This is a genomic window from Komagataeibacter europaeus (assembly GCF_002173515.1).
Lineage (GTDB): Bacteria > Pseudomonadota > Alphaproteobacteria > Acetobacterales > Acetobacteraceae > Komagataeibacter > Komagataeibacter europaeus.
Genome location: NZ_CP021467.1, coordinates 1,878,160 through 1,893,560 on the forward strand (window position 1 = coordinate 1,878,160; position 15,401 = coordinate 1,893,560).

General features: G+C 62.6%; 19 protein-coding genes. 2 read left to right on the forward strand and 17 right to left on the reverse strand.

Features of this window, described 5'->3' with window-relative positions; genetic code table 11:
• Positions 1-173: 173 nt before the first annotated feature.
• The 11 genes from S101446_RS08635 to S101446_RS08690 form a co-directional block, all read right to left on the reverse strand.
• Complete coding sequence (locus S101446_RS08635; RefSeq protein WP_244184606.1) at positions 174-773, reverse strand: lytic transglycosylase domain-containing protein; 600 nt, start codon at positions 771-773, stop codon at positions 174-176.
• 101 nt (positions 774-874) lie between these two features.
• Positions 875-1,216: a DUF736 domain-containing protein gene (locus S101446_RS08640; RefSeq protein ID WP_087608152.1), complete on the reverse strand. Its 342-nt coding sequence runs from the start codon at positions 1,214-1,216 to the stop codon at positions 875-877.
• Position 1,217: 1 nt separating this feature from the next.
• Positions 1,218-1,775 carry a S26 family signal peptidase gene (locus tag S101446_RS08645; protein ID WP_087608153.1) on the reverse strand — a complete coding sequence of 186 codons (558 nt, stop codon included), beginning with the start codon at positions 1,773-1,775 and terminating at the stop codon, positions 1,218-1,220.
• The gene (locus tag S101446_RS08650) at positions 1,772-2,248 is read right to left on the reverse strand and encodes a DUF2840 domain-containing protein (RefSeq protein WP_087608154.1); all 477 of its coding nucleotides are present in this window, start codon (positions 2,246-2,248) and stop codon (positions 1,772-1,774) included. Before S101446_RS08650 ends, S101446_RS08645 begins: the two co-directional genes overlap by 4 nt.
• Before the next feature lie 349 nt (positions 2,249-2,597).
• A complete protein-coding gene (locus S101446_RS08655) occupies positions 2,598-3,401 on the reverse strand; it encodes a replication initiator protein A (protein ID WP_087608155.1) in 804 nt (267 codons plus the stop codon).
• The gene (locus S101446_RS08660) at positions 3,398-3,673 is read right to left on the reverse strand and encodes a helix-turn-helix transcriptional regulator (protein WP_048883728.1); all 276 of its coding nucleotides are present in this window, start codon (positions 3,671-3,673) and stop codon (positions 3,398-3,400) included. Before S101446_RS08660 ends, S101446_RS08655 begins: the two co-directional genes overlap by 4 nt.
• Before the next feature lie 127 nt (positions 3,674-3,800).
• On the reverse strand, positions 3,801-4,256 hold the full coding sequence (locus S101446_RS08665) for a DUF2285 domain-containing protein (protein WP_157684839.1): 456 nt from the start codon (positions 4,254-4,256) through the stop codon (positions 3,801-3,803).
• Positions 4,257-4,392: 136 nt separating this feature from the next.
• A complete protein-coding gene (locus tag S101446_RS17705) occupies positions 4,393-4,611 on the reverse strand; it encodes a transcriptional regulator domain-containing protein (RefSeq protein WP_157684840.1) in 219 nt (72 codons plus the stop codon).
• A 320-nt stretch (positions 4,612-4,931) separates the two neighbouring features.
• Positions 4,932-5,069 carry a hypothetical protein gene (locus S101446_RS18020; RefSeq protein WP_167376428.1) on the reverse strand — a complete coding sequence of 46 codons (138 nt, stop codon included), beginning with the start codon at positions 5,067-5,069 and terminating at the stop codon, positions 4,932-4,934.
• 339 nt (positions 5,070-5,408) lie between these two features.
• Positions 5,409-5,732 (reverse strand): DUF736 domain-containing protein, encoded by a 324-nt coding sequence (locus S101446_RS08680; RefSeq protein WP_034930119.1) that lies wholly within the window; start codon positions 5,730-5,732, stop codon positions 5,409-5,411.
• 688 nt (positions 5,733-6,420) lie between these two features.
• A complete protein-coding gene (locus S101446_RS08690) occupies positions 6,421-6,843 on the reverse strand; it encodes a MerR family transcriptional regulator (RefSeq protein ID WP_087608159.1) in 423 nt (140 codons plus the stop codon).
• A gap of 40 nt (positions 6,844-6,883) precedes the next feature.
• On the opposite strand from S101446_RS08690, the gene S101446_RS08695 reads away from it, so the two are divergent.
• Entirely contained in the window at positions 6,884-7,561 is a 678-nt protein-coding gene (locus S101446_RS08695; protein ID WP_456303530.1) for a cation transporter, read from the forward strand.
• A 28-nt stretch (positions 7,562-7,589) separates the two neighbouring features.
• Here the strand turns inward: S101446_RS08695 and S101446_RS08700 are convergent, their stop codons facing one another.
• Together S101446_RS08700 and S101446_RS08705 are read right to left on the reverse strand one after the other, a co-directional pair.
• Positions 7,590-8,525: a DUF2493 domain-containing protein gene (locus S101446_RS08700; RefSeq protein ID WP_087608161.1), complete on the reverse strand. Its 936-nt coding sequence runs from the start codon at positions 8,523-8,525 to the stop codon at positions 7,590-7,592.
• A gap of 314 nt (positions 8,526-8,839) precedes the next feature.
• Positions 8,840-9,919 (reverse strand): DUF7146 domain-containing protein, encoded by a 1,080-nt coding sequence (locus S101446_RS08705; protein ID WP_087608162.1) that lies wholly within the window; start codon positions 9,917-9,919, stop codon positions 8,840-8,842.
• Positions 9,920-10,008: 89 nt separating this feature from the next.
• On the opposite strand from S101446_RS08705, the gene S101446_RS08710 reads away from it, so the two are divergent.
• Entirely contained in the window at positions 10,009-10,284 is a 276-nt protein-coding gene (locus S101446_RS08710; RefSeq protein ID WP_087608163.1) for an HU family DNA-binding protein, read from the forward strand.
• A 77-nt stretch (positions 10,285-10,361) separates the two neighbouring features.
• Here S101446_RS08710 and S101446_RS08715 read toward each other — a convergent pair whose 3' ends face one another.
• The 4 genes from S101446_RS08715 to S101446_RS08730 form a co-directional block, all read right to left on the reverse strand.
• The gene (locus S101446_RS08715) at positions 10,362-11,564 is read right to left on the reverse strand and encodes a DUF932 domain-containing protein (protein ID WP_087608164.1); all 1,203 of its coding nucleotides are present in this window, start codon (positions 11,562-11,564) and stop codon (positions 10,362-10,364) included.
• A 138-nt stretch (positions 11,565-11,702) separates the two neighbouring features.
• The gene (locus S101446_RS08720) at positions 11,703-13,784 is read right to left on the reverse strand and encodes a ParB/RepB/Spo0J family partition protein (RefSeq protein ID WP_087608861.1); all 2,082 of its coding nucleotides are present in this window, start codon (positions 13,782-13,784) and stop codon (positions 11,703-11,705) included.
• A 410-nt stretch (positions 13,785-14,194) separates the two neighbouring features.
• On the reverse strand, positions 14,195-14,803 hold the full coding sequence (locus tag S101446_RS08725) for a toll/interleukin-1 receptor domain-containing protein (protein WP_087608165.1): 609 nt from the start codon (positions 14,801-14,803) through the stop codon (positions 14,195-14,197).
• 4 nt (positions 14,804-14,807) lie between these two features.
• Positions 14,808-15,326, reverse strand: a complete 519-nt coding sequence (locus tag S101446_RS08730) for a TIR domain-containing protein (protein ID WP_087608166.1) — start codon at positions 15,324-15,326, stop codon at positions 14,808-14,810.
• Between the last annotated feature and the right edge of the window lie 75 nt (positions 15,327-15,401).

A 15,401-nucleotide genomic window follows, 5' to 3' on the forward strand; every position in this document is an offset into this window, starting at 1 on the left:
ACCTTGGAACGGCAAAATGACCTTGTAAAAAACCCTGAAAAACCGCCCTCCCCAACCATGCCGCACCTTGCGGCTTTTATCTTGCGTTAAGCCCCAGAGACCCGATCCCAAGGACAATCGCCGTTTCCCTGCCTTCTTGCCCCCCTGCTGCGAGGGCTTCCGCGCATACCTAATCATGGTGCCGGCCCCATCGAGACAGGCACGAACAACGCCTGCGACATGTCAGCCAGTGCTTTCGGGGCATGCGGGAAAGCCCCGGACGAACGCCATATGACGTGCCCCGCAAACAGCGTGTCCTCCGGCTGATTCCGCGCAACAGTTACGTCGATGTTGTGCAGAACGTCTGCAGACAACGTGCGTCCGTCCAGCAGTTGCGCGACGGATGCGACGTAATCCCGCGTCTCCTGCGGCAAGGGCCGACCCGTAGCGAGATGGGCTTCATAACGCCCCGGACCGGCATTGTAGGCAGCCAGAAAGCCCGCATCCCCGTAGCGGTCATGCAGCATTCGGAGATAGCTGGCCCCGGCGAGGATATTGTCCTGCGGATCGAAAGGATCGGCACCGAGGCCGAGATCATGCTGTAGCCCCTGCCATGTTGCAGGCATGATCTGCATGAGACCCATCGCGCCCTTTGCGGAGATCGCATGGGCATCCCGACCGCTTTCCACCTGCATCACCGCACGGATCCATTCCGGCGGCAGGGCGACACGCAGGGCGGCCTGACGGATCAGCCCGTCGATATCCTGCGTACAGGCAGGACGTACCGGAAACATCAGCAACGCTGCCAGTCCCGTGCAGCACAGCCGGAGCAGCATGGAACGGGCACACACATGGGAGTTGCTGCCCTTTTGCCCTGTTCCTGCACTCAGGCGCATCATTCGCGGCCTCCCTGACGTTTCTGCGGGCGGCTCCAGACGAGTTGCCAGACCCGTCCGCCACGGCCCGACTGGAACAGGGTCGCGCGTACCCCCTGTGTCAGCGACGGGTCATCAAGCACCACGACGATGTATTCGCCGGCCCGTTCGCCGGTGCGTGTCCAGCCCGCGCCGACTTCAGGGCCGTCACTGCCATCACCAAGATGGATGCGATAATCGGGCGCGTTGCCACCTTCCGGCGTCTCGATACGCACCAGTGTCAGTTCGGCATCCAGCGAGAGTGTGCGCAGGCGTCCGGAAAAACCGTCTGCCGTGCGCGTGAAGAGTCCGATCTGGGCCATGTCAGTGATCCTGCAAAAAGCGTGGCGAAGAAAGGCCGGCGGCAGGCACGGAATCTGCGGCAACCCATAGCGGGGTCGCGCGCCCGATCACGCTGCTGACCGGAAGCGGACCGAAATACCGGCCGTCCAGACTGCGGGGTTCGTGCGTGTTCATCACAAAGATTTCGCGCGCATCGAGACGGTGACAGCCCTGCCAGACAGGCAATGGACGCCCGCGATGATCAGTGGTCAGTGCCTCACCGATACCAAGTCCATCGACGGTGATATGGCTTCCGGTGCGACAGACCGTCTGACCGGCAATCGCCGCCACCGGTTTGAGCAACGGCACGCCACGCGGCAGATAGTCACCGCGCGCCAGCCTGTCCGCATCGCCTTTCGGCAGACGAAGCGCCACCAGATCCCCGACATGAGGCAAGCGTTCGGGGTGCAGGCAATACAGACCCGTTGGCACACTTGCCGTAGCGTTCCAGATCAGGCGTGGTACCGGATGCAGGGCCATCGACAGGCCCACGCCCAGCGCTGCAAAATAGGTGGTGAAGAACCAGCCCCGCCGCGTCATGGCACGGTCCTCCCACACAGCCAGGCCTCATGCCGGGCGGACGTGTAGGACGGCACGATGCCGCCTTCCTGCAGACCGTTGGCAAGCGGCTGCCAGTAGGACGGACAGACATGCACGGGATTGATCCGGCGCCGTTCCAGCGCGTCGATGACAGCAAGCACGGTCCGGACCTGCATCCAGCCGCTGCGATGCAGCAGACGTTCCGCACCCGTCGGCACGAAAGACAGGCGTTCCCGGGGCTCACCCGCATGGGGTGCGCGCACGATATCGATGCAGCAGGCTGCCGCCCCGCACTCCGCCTGTGTCCAGCGCAGCAGGGCGAACACGGCGCCCGGTGCAAAACACAGACGGCGGCGATAGCGATCGATCGGTTGCGTTTCCAGCGCATGACCGAAGCGCAGCCACTGTTCAATGCGCTTTTCCAGCCAGGTCAGTTCGAGATGCGTCATCACCTCGCGAGATGCGTGGTTCATGCGTGCCCTCCTGCAACAGGAGGACGGATGTTGGCCGCGCATTGGCAGCAGCTCCACTGCATCACGACAGACCGGCTGCCGTCACAAACGGGTCGCTTCCCGAGCAGAAAGCCTGTTCGCAAAAAGTCGTGTCGTGGCGCAGGACTGTCGGGAAATGTCGAGCAGAATCCAGCGGTTTTTATGGTATTCGAGGACTCACGCGCGCGCCCTGGCGCGGTGTACAAGTACTGAATAGTTATAATATTTAGTACTCTTAGAGAGCGCGATTTTCGCCTTTTATAACAATAGACTATCGTAACATCCCATTCCCGATAGGCCGGGAAATCGATTCCTGATAGGCCGAATGGCATCACGAGTCCTCCACATGGTTATCCACAAGATCATGTGGATAAGTTTCGGAAGCAGGCATGAAATGAAGCACCGGAACGTCCCCCGACGGCACCTCCAGCCGCAGCCGATAGCCCGGCAGGCTGTCTGCAGTGACGAGGCGACGGATCTCAAAGACGAAGCGGGGATAGGGCGAACGCGAGGCCGATTTCTCGTGCAGGTGCGGCAGATCAAAGGCCCAGCCGTCTTTCTGGCGACCGGCATGCCGCCGTACGAGAAGGTAGAGCCAGCGTTCAAAGCCACCGGTCAGCGCGAAATAACGCGGATCAAGGTCGAGGACCGCCCGGCGACCGACCGCATCGCACAGCCATTGCGGGAGAATGAGATCAAGTTCGCCCCGTCGTTCCTGCCAGGCGACAATCCACGAAAACCCGAGCGCACCTTCCCGGGGCTGGCGCAGGGATGTCGTGACACGGGTATCAGCAAGCCGTTCCAGTCCTGCCCGCAGCCGCGCGTAACGGGCGGACGTCTCGCCCCGGTCGAGAAAACGCAGGACGTCGCGCATGCTGCCCCGGACGTGCGGCGACAGAGGCTGTCCCCGCCGCCGGGCGGCAACAAGGGTCGAAACGGCCCAGATCAGGATATCCGCATCCCATATCGTCGCCATGGGCGTATCATCGCGTCCGGCTACGTGCATGGTGACGTGGCCCATGCGAAAGCTGACCGGCACGTGCCGCGGCGACTTGCTGAGACTGAAGAATGGCCACGACATGAGGTCGATCAGCAGACATGGCGTGATAGGTCGCGATACGGGAAGAGATATCATGGCCCCCTCCCGTGCTTGCGGCTGCCAAGCATGCGGGCGACCTCATAGGCCGTCTCGGACGTGGAGCGGCAGGCCACATTCTCGACCCACACGCGGATATCATCGACGTGATAGAGCACGCGCCCACCCATCTTGCGAAAGATCGGGCCGCTGCCACGACAGCGGTAACGCTCCAGCGTGCGTGGCGAGATGTTGAGTTTGTGGGCTGCCTGTGGCGTGGTGAGAAGCTGCTCGCGCAGGAAACTGTCCTGACGCGGAGGTGAGAGCGTCATGTCGGCCTCCGTCTGTTCGGGCGTAACCACGCGGAGCTTCGGCAATAATTGTCGTGCGGGAGACGTGCGAAAAACGACCATTCCTTTGGCGCGTACGGTCCTGTCGCGGAAGCAGGATTGGTCAAAATCACGCGCGCAGACGGAAACGGCCCGGTCGCAGGAGGGAGACATATTCGCGTCGGTCAGCGAGACGTGCAGCCCGCTTCAGCAGGCGTCCGACACGCGCACGCTGGGACGATGTATCCCACTGCCGGGCATTCATGGCGCGGACAGACGGATCCAGAACCCGGCCGATCTCACGCTGCGAGGCCCCGGCCATACGCCCGGCATATGCGCAGATGACATCGGCCATCCGCCAGACATGGTAAGGCCGGAGCGAGAGCGAGCGTGGCAGGCCGGGAACAGATGCACCGGTGAGGCGTTTCAGAAAACGTCGCAGTTCTGCAATACGAATTTCCTCGGCGCCGTCCAGAGGGATGAGTGCTGCAGGACGGGCAGACGCCGTCCATCCCTGTATCTGCAGATGATGGGCACCATCATTGGGCGAGATGACAACGACAAGGATACCGGGCAGCTGTTCCATCGGGGATGCCCCGTGAAGAAAGCGCGCGGGGATCGTGCGAACGTGAAAGTCTTCAGGGGCTTCGACAAGAATTGTCACACCCGGATAGACTTCAGGGCTCCATAATGCAGGCTTGATCCATGCGGGAATATCCGGATCAGCCGGAACAGGATAACCCCCAGTGGTGAGCGAAACCGCCCGCCAGTTCATAGCGTACCCGAAGGTCCGTAAGTGTATCGAGGTGCTGGCGAAGATGGTGGTATCCGGTCACATAAGCAGGGATATGCCGCAGCAGTTCCTGTGCCAGTCCGGGACCATTGAGCAGACGCAGATGCTCGCGGAAGCGTGGATCGTGCCATTCCAGGTGCTCGACCATGACGGACTCCTCCCATCTGTGGCCAGAATTACCGGTCTGGCGAGAGACGGAGGGAGATACCGTGAGAAAGGCAGTGCATGACTATTACGATACATAACCGTAACGGACATGACGTCTAACGCTGCCTTCCGGGGCATGGGGGGCCGATGATGGCTATAGTTATCGCGACGAAAAAGGGCATTCGGGGCTGAAAGAGGCCGTATCGCCAGAGAAGTCGGTGCTATGCCGCACCAGTGCATTCTGACAGTATCGTGATGTCTCATGATCGTGCCTGTTCCGGCTGACCGATAGGTCTGGCCCTGCAAACCGGAAGCCCCCCGTCAGGCGGGGGGCTCGGCATCGCGTCGGGCAAGCGCCTTTTTGAGTTCGCGCTCGATCTGCCGGCGCTCGCGACTGCTGAGGTGAAAGCTGGTCAGTTCGGCGCGCAGCATCTGGATGTGGTCGTGTAGCGTGGTCATCGTCCTGCTCCTTTCGTTTCTCGAAGACAGGACGGACGGCTCATGCCGGGGCGGACCGGGTCAGGGATCGCCGCAGGCGACCGGCCTGCCGGCGCGTGGGGGAGCCGATTTTGTCTGGCGTGCCCGGCACGGGTGCGTCGGGCAAAATTGGGGGCACCGCGCGTCCTTGACGCGGTGCGCCCTCGCGCATGGTACAATGGGAAGGCTGAGGGAAAGCCTCGTGTTCCTCCTGCGTCGCACGTCGGGCGACCAGCACGATCGCGCGCGCCCGGGAAGAGCCCGCCAGAAAACCCGGAAGGCCCCGCCCGGAGAGACCGGGCGGGGTTGGTGGTGGGGCGCTTACTCCCCGTTCCGGCTGCGGGGTCGGGTCCAGATGAGGGAGTAGCCCTCGCCTTCCTCGTCGGTGAACAGGTTGGCGAAGATCGGGGCGGCGAAGGAGGGATCGTCCAGCTTCAGGCTCAGATAGGTGCGGCCTTCGCTGGAGCGGCGGGTCCATGCGGCGCCCAGTTCCACGCGCCCGAGATAGACGCGGTAGTTGGGGGCATTGTCGTTGGCGCGGTTGGTCTCGGCCACCAGGCGGACGTTGCGGGCCTGCAGGGCCAGGGTGACGATTTCGCCTTCGAAGCCTTCGCCCACCTTCTTGAAGGAACCGATGTTAGCCATTGTCGTATCTCCATGCTGTTATCGGGCCGCGACCACCGTGGCCTCGATGGCGATCGACCAGCCGGAGGCGAGCGGCAGAGCATCCCGCAGGGGCCGCAGCGCAGCGGAGGACGGCAGGGCCGGAACTTTCTTGTCTCGCGAGGAATGACGGCGCAGCCGTCAGGGGAAGAAAGTTCTGGAACGCCGTTGCGGCCAGCCGATCGAGGCGCAGCCGGTCTTCGGCTAGATCAGCCATCCGATAGAGGCCATGGTGTGCGGATCCGACAGCCCCCGGAGATACGATGCCGGCATGACCGGTCCATGAAGGTGGGACCGTGCTGTCTGGAGCGAAATTGTCTCTGCCCGCTAAAGGGTTCTGCAAAAGCTGCTGGTCGTTTCCACAGCCAATCCGGCATGATGCCCATCATCCGCGCCTGTTTATGGGCACGTTCACGCCGCGTCGCATGGCCCCGCCCCCAGCACATGCGCGCTCCATCGAAGCCGTCTGGACGCTCCCTCTTTCGCCATGGATGTCCCGGCCATGTCACCGATGACGAAAGCAGGGCATTTTCATTCCCACTGGACCAAACCCGCAGGCGCACGGAGCCAACACCCGAACCCATCCCGTCGGTCTTTCCGGGCGGGGCCTACCAGGTGATAAAGGATGTATTTCCACCAGTGAGGCGCGCAGGATATCGGGAGCCCGGCGTTACCCGGCCGTCGGCCTGTCCGCATAAGGCTGCAGCGCCGCGATAATCCGGCATTCGGCGACTTTCCCATGCTGGCATTGCGCAAGGAGTTGTGTCAGTTCCTGCCGGAGCATGCTCAGATCGTGAATCCTGCGCTCTATATCCGTGACGTGCGCCTGGACAATCTCGTCCACCTCTTCACAGGACCGGGTTGTCTGCCCGGCCAGATCCAGCAGTTCCCGCACCTGGTCCAGTGAAAACCCAAGTTCACGCGCCCGACGGATAAAGCCGAGACGCCCCAGATGCGCGTCATCGTAAACGCGGTAATTGCCACTGCTTCGGGGTGGATGCGGCAGCAGTCCGACACGTTCATAATACCGGACGGTCTCGACCTTCGTGTCCGTCAGGCGTCCGAGCTCGCCAATCGTATATGTCCGCATCATGAAACTCTTGACCCTGTAGTGACTACAGGGTGGATATGGGGTGCTCGTCGTTTTTTGCGAGAGTGTCGCCATGCCCTGCTGCCATGACTCCTGCTGCCCGAGTTCCACACCGCCCTCGACCGATCATGATGCCCGTCGCTGGCACCGGGCACTCTGGATCGCCCTGATCGTCAATGGCGGGTTTTTCCTGACCGAGATTGTCGCCGGCGTCATGGCGGGCTCCGCCTCCCTGCAGGCGGATGCGCTCGATTTCTTCGGAGACACCGCGAATTACGCCATAAGCCTTACCGTCACGGGCATGGCGCTGGCGTGGCGCAGCCGGGCAGCCATGCTCAAGGGCGCCACCATGATTGCCTTCGCCCTCTGGGTGCTGGGCAACACGCTGTGCCATGCCTGGTCAGGCACTTTGCCGTATGCCGACACCATGAGCCTGATCGGCGCCCTGGCACTGCTGGCCAATGGTGGTGTCGCCCTGATGCTGTACCGTTTCCGCAGCGGGGATGCGAACATGCGTTCGGTCTGGATCTGCTCGCGCAATGACGCGATCGGCAATCTGGCGGTTCTGCTGGCGGCACTCGGCGTCTTCGGCACCGGTACGGGATGGCCCGATATCATCGTGGCCTTCATCATGGGAGGGCTGGGCCTGCATGGCGGGACACAGATTGTGCGTCATGCCCTTGCAGAGACCGCCAGCGCCGGGCCGGAACTGGCGGCCTGAAAGCGGGCACAGAAGACCCGGCCGGCGCTCACGCGCCAGCCTCCCTGTGGAACCGCCAGACCGGGATACCCATCTGCTTCGCCTTATCGGCCAGATTGTCCTGAATACCCGAACCCGGAAATACCATGACGCCTATGGGCAGGACTTTCAGCAGGGCGTCGTTGCGCCGGAACGGAGCGGCCTTGCCGTGCCGGTTCCAGTCGGGCTTGAAGGCGATCTGTGGAATTTCGCGATGATCCGCCCAGCGGGAAGCGATGAATTCCGCCCCCTTCGGTGAACCGCCGTGCAGCAGCACCATGTCGGGGTGCTTCTCGCGCACTTTGTCCAGCCGGTTCCAGATCAGATGGTAGTCCTCGTAGTCGAGCCCGCCGGTGACCGCGACCTTCGGTCCGGGAGGCACGAGCAGCTCGGTTTCGGCCTTGCGGCGGGCGTTGAGAAAATCGCGGCTGTCGATCATGGACGCCGTCAGGGTGCTGCGGCTGACCAGCGAGCCGGAACGTGGCCGCCAGGGCGACATCGTCAGGCGTTCGAACTGGTCGCAGGCCAGATCGCGGAAGATCTCACAGGCATTGCGTCGCTCCAGTAGGGTCAGCCCTTCGGCAACCAGGCGTTCCAGTTTCACCGAGCGGATTTCGCTGCCATCCTGCTCCTGCTGGCTGCGTTTCTGCGCCGCCTCGTTGCGATCAAGCTCACGCTCCACCTGCCCGACCATGCGGTGAAAGACGTTGACGGTGGACCAGAGCAGCGGTTCGAGATCGGGTTCAAGTCGCGTGTCGGTCAGCGTGGCGGACAGGGCGTCGAAGATATCGGCAACCGCGCCGTCGATCTGGCTGGCGTCAGGCAAGGGCCGCGGGTCCGGCTCATCCTCGAAGGGACGGTGGCCGTAAAGCTGGAGTTCCGCCAGCACGTGGGCGGTGGAAGAGGTGGCGTGTGCAGGTTCGAAATCGTCCTGTGTGCGGGTCATGGGTCTGTCCTCCGGTTCTGGCCGCGCCCCTCGCGGCCTTTCCGGGGGCGGGAAGCGGCAGACGAAGGCCGGGCCGGAACCGCGCAACGCGCGGCCGGAACGCAGTGGAGGATGGCAGGGAGACGGCTATTTTGCTTCGCGATGCAAAGCGCGGCACGCGCGGCGGAAAATAGCCGTCTCCGCCATTGCAGGCCCGGCCTGGCTGACGCCCGCTCCCCTTCCTGAAAGGCCGTGGGCGCGCCCCATCCGGATACAGGACAGCTCCGTGCTACACGGGAAAGAAGATGCCCCTCACACCCCCTTCCCGGCCCGCCTCAGTGCGTAACCGGATGCAGAAACCGCGCCACGTCCTGCGGGGCAAGCTGGGAATGCAGGATCGCCCGCATCGCCCCACGCCCGAGATAGCGGAGATCATCGTTGAAGTCCGCCAGACGCGGTGACAGCACGAGGCACTCGATCCCGGCCTCCTGCGTCCGGGTCTGCAGGGTCGTCACCGCATGGTCTCCGGCCGGGTCGTCATCGCGCAGCACGTAAAGGCGGCTCAGCGTGGGCGGAAAGGCCATGGTGGCGAGATGCGCCGAGGACAGGCAGGCGGCCAGCGGCAGATCGGGCGTGATTTCATGGAGCGACAGCACCGTCTCGATGCCCTCACCTGCCGCCAAAACGTCAAAGGTTGCGCCAAAGCGCACGGCGTGGCCGAGCAGGTCGCCCATGGCCCGACGGGGCATGGCGAAGGGGGCCTTGCCGCGTCCGTCCCGCGCCAGCCAGGTGCGATGCACCCCGGTCACAGTGCCGGCAAGGTCGGTGACGGCGGCAATCATGGCGGGCCAGGTCTCGGTTGGACTGTCCGCATTTGCGCGGTAGTAGCAGTCAGGATGGAAACGCAGCGACGGCAGGTCCGTCAGGCGAGTCAGGTCACGATGCCGCAGCCAGGTTTCCGCCAGTGTGCCCGCAATCGGGCGTGACATGGCCCAGAGACGACGTGCTGCGTCTGCGGTGCCAGATGCGTGCCCGGAAGTATCGTGGCTGAACGCATGGGAACGGCTGCGATCAGGGGTCGATCGTGGCTCGGACTGCGGCAGGCAGAGAAAGCGCCGGGCCTCATCGGCGACATCGCGGAAATCCAGCAGCCCGAGGCTTTCACGGATGATGTCGAGCAGATCGCCGTGCTGTCCTGTCGCGCCATCCGTCCATTTCCCCGCACGGCCACGGCCGTCCGGTCCACCATGCAGGCGGACATAAAGTGACCGCCCGGGGGTGTTGTGGACGTCGCCGACCAGCCAGTAATTGCCGTGCCGTCGCCCGGCCGAGAGGTAATGCCGACAGACTGCCTCGGCGTTCTCGGCCAGCCTGCGGGCCAGATCGCCAGCATCCCATGACTGCGCATTGGTCATCTCCCCCTCCCTGCAGGCTTGATGCCGCCATGATTCCCCCGTAACGGCAGAGGCAACGGGCACAGGCCCGAATGCAAAAGGATAGTTTCATGAAGATTGCCGATCTGGTCGATCATATCGCCACCACCACCGACACGAGCAAAACGGATACCCGCAAGGTGCTGGACGCCCTGATCGAGGCGATGACCACTGCCGCCAAGGCCGGTGATGAAATCACCCTGCCGAACTTCGGCAAGTTCAAGGTGAAAGAAATCGCCGCCCGCGAAGGCCGCAACCCGGCCACGGGTGCGACCATCCAGATCGCAGCCTCGCGCAAGCTGGCCTTCACGCCTGCCAAGGCGCTCAAGGACAGCCTGAACGACTGACCTGCCGACAGGCAAAAGGCGGCGGACCTCGTCCGCCGCCCCTTCCCCACCACGCCGCTTTCTGATGATGGGCACGTTCATCCGACCTTCTCCATCAGCCTGCGTGCCCTGCCCTCCAGATCCAGCCGCGTATCCTGGTTGGCCTTTGTCCGCGCCAGCGCTGTAATCCCCTGCACGAAATCGAACACGCTCTCGGGCTTGCGTCCCTCCTCGTTCAACACGGTTTCAATGATCTTGGTAGTTTCCGGTTTCGAGAACCCGCGACGCCGCAGGAAACTTTCCCGATCGTCATCGGTTCTGGCCACCAGCGCCTTGCGCGAGGCCTGAATGCCAGAGACGAACGACGCCGGGCTGGCCGTGGCGAAATTCCGGAGCGCCGGTGTGGCCTGATGCACGAAACGGGAAGCAGCAAACTTGCTATGCCGGATCGTGATCTGTTCGAAATTTTCGACGCCCCACAACATACGATTCTGGCACACTCCGCGCAGATAAAATGACGCAATGCCAAGGCTCTTGCTGCCGACTTCGGAATTCCAGGCATAGAAACCCCGGAAATAAAGATCGGAATCGCCGTTGGGCAGGCGGCCCGCCTCGATCGGGTGCGTATCGTCCACGAGGAACAGGAACACATCGCGATCCGATGCGTAGAGCGTGGTAGTTTCCTTGGTGATGTCGACATAGGGATTATGGGTCATGGTGGCCCAGTCGATCACACCGGGCACCTTCCAGTTGGTATCGCCCGTGCCGTCGCCGGCGATCTTGCGCACCGCGCCCACCAGTTCATGGTCCCAGATGCGGCCGTAATCGGGGCCAGTTACGGCGCGCAGTTCCACCCGCCCGTCTTCCGTCTCCAGCGTTTTGACCAGTTCGGCGCGGTGCGACAGCAGCCCGTGCTGGAGATTGATCGCCGCCAGTGGAGCCGGGAGATTGCGCAGATACGACGATGGTGCGCCAACAAGACTGCACATCTGGCCGAACGACCAGTGGGTGGGCGCAATCGGGTCATTCTGCCCTGGTACGGTCAGGGTCAGGCGCTCGGCATTGTCGCGGGACGCCTCCACGCGGATGGCGCGGCTTTCCACCGTACGAGCGGTGGCCCGATCCGCCCGCGCCAGGGTCGCGGCATGCAGGTCGGACAGTGACAGGTAGCGCTCGTCATCGGGGCGCGAAAACCATTCGGACGAGACGCGGGCGCTGCGTTCGCCGCGCGACGGATCGATACGGAAGCCGCCGGAAGCGGCGCCACGGGACGCAGGGGGCAGGATGGTGGTTGTGGTCATGGAAAACTCTCCTCTGATGCCGGTTATTCGGCACCAGAGGCGAAGCCGCCCTCTCCCTCTTTCCGGGGTACCGGACATGAAAAAAGCGGCTTCCGGGCACCGGAAGCCGCTGTCTCAAAGTTTCAGACCTCATAAGGGCTACTCGGCTGCGATGGCCTCCACGCCTTCGCCCGCTCCCCGCATTTCGGCAGGGGTGTCATCCGATCGCCCTATCGTGCGCAACGCCTCGGGCAGCCAGCCCGCACCGTCCAGCAGCCGTTCGGCCTCACAGGCCATGTCGGGCTTCTTCAGGTGAGCAATGCGCTCTGCCGCCTCGTCACCGCGTGCTTCTCGCACCGCCTGCAGGATGCGCACCTTGGTCACCCGGCCGAGATAGTTCTCGACCGTGGGCTGCCAGCCTGCTTCGACCATATCGAGGCTGAGGGCTGACGCCAGTCGATCGGCCCGCTTGAGGCGCTCGCTGACGCTGCGCTGGGACACCGCCCCATACGATGGCATGCGCTCGTAAAGCGCATTGACCCCGAAGGACAGGCAATGTGCCAGCAGCGCCATACGGCTGGCATCGTCCAGCCCGTCGATCCAGCGCCACAGCGCATCCTCGTCATCGGGCAGATCATGCTTCCAGCCCTCATTGCGCTGGCGCAGTGCGTGAACTGGAAGGCTACCCGGCATATCCGGCGAATGGACCAGCAGGGGGATTTCCCGAACATAGGCTTCCAGGCAGTCGACCCCAGGTGTCTGCCAGTAAACATCGCGCACCAAGGTATGCAGCAATTCCGTCAGGGCGATGTGCGGGTTGCTGGCAAACGCGTCTCGCAGGGCGAGCGTGCGCCAGGCCGTCAGTTCGGTGAGAAGCCGGTCGGGAAGCGGCTTGATCCCGTCTTCTTCCTCGGGGTCGACATCGGGAGAGATGGTGTTGCCCTCCCCGCCCGCATCGCCGCCATCATCAGCCATACGTTCATCCCGCCCATCATACGCAGCATGATCGTATCCATCGGCACCACCGGCGTCATCGACCTCCTCCGGCTCGATTGGCATGTCCTCGGGCAGTACGAAACCCCGCTCCACCTGCAACGTACCGTCGCTGGCAAGGCTGACGAAGGTACCTGCCCGCGCCATGTCAGTGGGATCGAACGCCAGAGGCCGTTCTTCCAGAGCAAGAATGGCCTGCTCGATCTCGCCCAGCCGCGCATCGACCTCGTCCGGATATTCATCGGCCTGAGCGTATTCAGCCTCGATGGCTTCCTGCTCAGCACGCAGGCCTTCGAGACGGTCCGTTTCGTCCTCGGTCAGTGGCACTTCCGTGCCATCGATCTCGACGAACTGCCTCGTGTGACCCCATGGGAAAGATAGGGCCGTCTCGACCCATTTCCAGCCTTCGGCACGGATGTCGTCGGCGGCTGCGTGCAGCTTTTCCATGACCAGCCGGTCCAGAATGGCGGGATCCTGCAGCCACCCACCGTCATCCGCTTCGAACAGGTCGCACATGATAGGCCCACCGGCCGCGAGATAGGTGTCCAGTCCGACGAAGCGCACGCGACGATCCGACGCCCGCACGGTCTTTTCCGTCAGCATGCGGCGGATGACATAAGGTTCGCGGTTATGGCTCTGGGATACGATGTCCCAGACCTGTTCCTGGCGGTCATGATCATCGCTGATGGAAAAGGCCATCAGCTGTTCCAGCTTCATGCCGTCCTGCTCGTAGATATCCAGCAGCTTGTCGGACACGGTCATCAGGCGCAGACGCTGTCTGACCACGGCCGGTGCGACAAAGAACGCGGCGGCGATTTCCTCCTCGGACATACCTTTCTCCAGCATGTCACGGAAGGCACGGAACTGGTCCAGGGGATGCAGGGCCACGCGCTGGACATTCTCGGCCAGGGAATCATCCTCGGCGAGGATCGCCGATCCGGCTTCGCGCACCACGCACGGCACCAGGGCGGTCTTCGCCAGTTTCTTCTGCTTCACCAGCAGTTCGAGTGCACGGAAGCGCCGACCGCCAGCGGGGACTTCGTAAGTGCCGGTTTCGACACCAGCATCATCAAGAACGGGACGGACATTCAGGCTCTGCAGCAGCCCGCGGCGCTCGATGTCGCGGGCCAGTTCCTCGATCGACAGGCCGGACTTCACACGCCGCACATTGGACTGGGACAGCACCAGCCGGTTGAACGGGATATCGCGGGACGAACTCAGGGTGATTTTGGGAATGGCGGTCGCCATGGCGAAAAGCTCCATGACGGGCGGACAGGAGACTCTCTCCCACCCTCTCAACCCGTCACGAAAATCCGCGCAGCCCTCTGACTCCGAAGGCTACACCCAAGCCAGCACGCTCGCCCCTTTCCCGGCAGAAAAATGTCGCCAATGGGGGGGAAAGCAACTTACCGGCTATCGGACAAGATTAGCAGAAAGCGGTCATTCGCGACGTTCGGCTTCATGGCAGCTATCGACCAACCCGAGACATTCAGCGACTGGCACTTATGCCGAAAGTTGCCGTTCTTTCACACACAGCCTTGAGACCCATGTGATGGAGACCGGCAAGTTCGCTTTGCTTGGTGACAAAAGGAAGCGGTCGCTGTTGAGTGTTTCCCTATTGCTACTCCGACAATTTTCGGGCGTCCGCAGGTGTCCGCTCAGCGCGTCTTGAAGGCAGTAACGCCCTTCTGGAAGTCTGTGATGGGCAGGTACTCTCGGGAGGTCGTCCCCTTCGTTACGAAAGCGCGCTTGCCACCCTGTTTGTGCGGAAGAAGTTCGACCAGCGGATAAAGGCCGAGATACTCCTGCCCTTCGAAGGTCGCTCCGCTCGACGCGACGAGAGGAAGGATCGCAATCCGGCCTTGACGTAGACCGTCGAAGTAGCCCAGTTCCCAAGGCATCCATCTTGATTTCGACGAGCTCTCCGATGTCGCAAAGATCATCGACTCGGATTGGCGCATGCGCTGGCGGAGAATGTCGGCGGTTTTAGGTGTCACCGCGTGACGATCCAACTGCCCGTCCACGATCCAGTCGACGTAAACCGTATGGCCTTGACTCTCGAGAATATTCTTCACGCCAGCCACCACATCGGCGTCCATAAGGCTGTGCGAAAGGAAAATGTCGAAATTGTCCGAGTCGCGGACCGCTGCAGCCTCCTCGTTCAGGCTTTCCGTGGCGATCTCGCGCAGCACATTCTTTGCTTGCACATTCTTTGCTTGCATATTCTGAAATGCGCGGCGAGCTTCGTCCAGTGTGAAGTAGCTCATGGTGTCAGCGGCCTGCCGCTTGGGCAGCGCCTTCCACCCACGTTCCCAGATTCTCGTATCCGCCGTCCGAGGACCAGTCAAAGCTCGGGAACAGCTGATCGAAGGTGAAGTTGGATCGCCCGCCGAGGTCGTAGGCAACCCCAGCCAACGGCATGCTCTTCACCCGAGACGTCCAGACCCACTTGGAGCCGTTGTGCTCCTTGAAGTGCAGTGTGTAGCCCTTCACCTCTCCGCCAAGCAGGGAGAGCGGATTGGCGCCCGCGGTAGTCTTGAAACCCTTCAAGTTAGAGACCGTGTGGATTGCGACGTTGATCAGGCCCCGCCCGTCTTTAAAGCTCTGAAGGAGCTCGTAGCGAACCCATTCACGATGCGCGGTCTGGGCGCCGGTCAGGACACACGTGACCGATGCCCCCTTGAGGCCGGCCTTGAGGAAAGTCGCGATCGCATCATCGCTCGTCCGCTTTTTGGCCTCGAACACCGAGGAGTCGAAGAAGCCGGCTTGTTCGCGGTCTTTCTTAGTCACCCAAGAATTGCGGACGACGTGCCCCTCTGGATGTCGGGTTCATAGTGGAAAGAGAAGAAAACTTTCCGCATCATG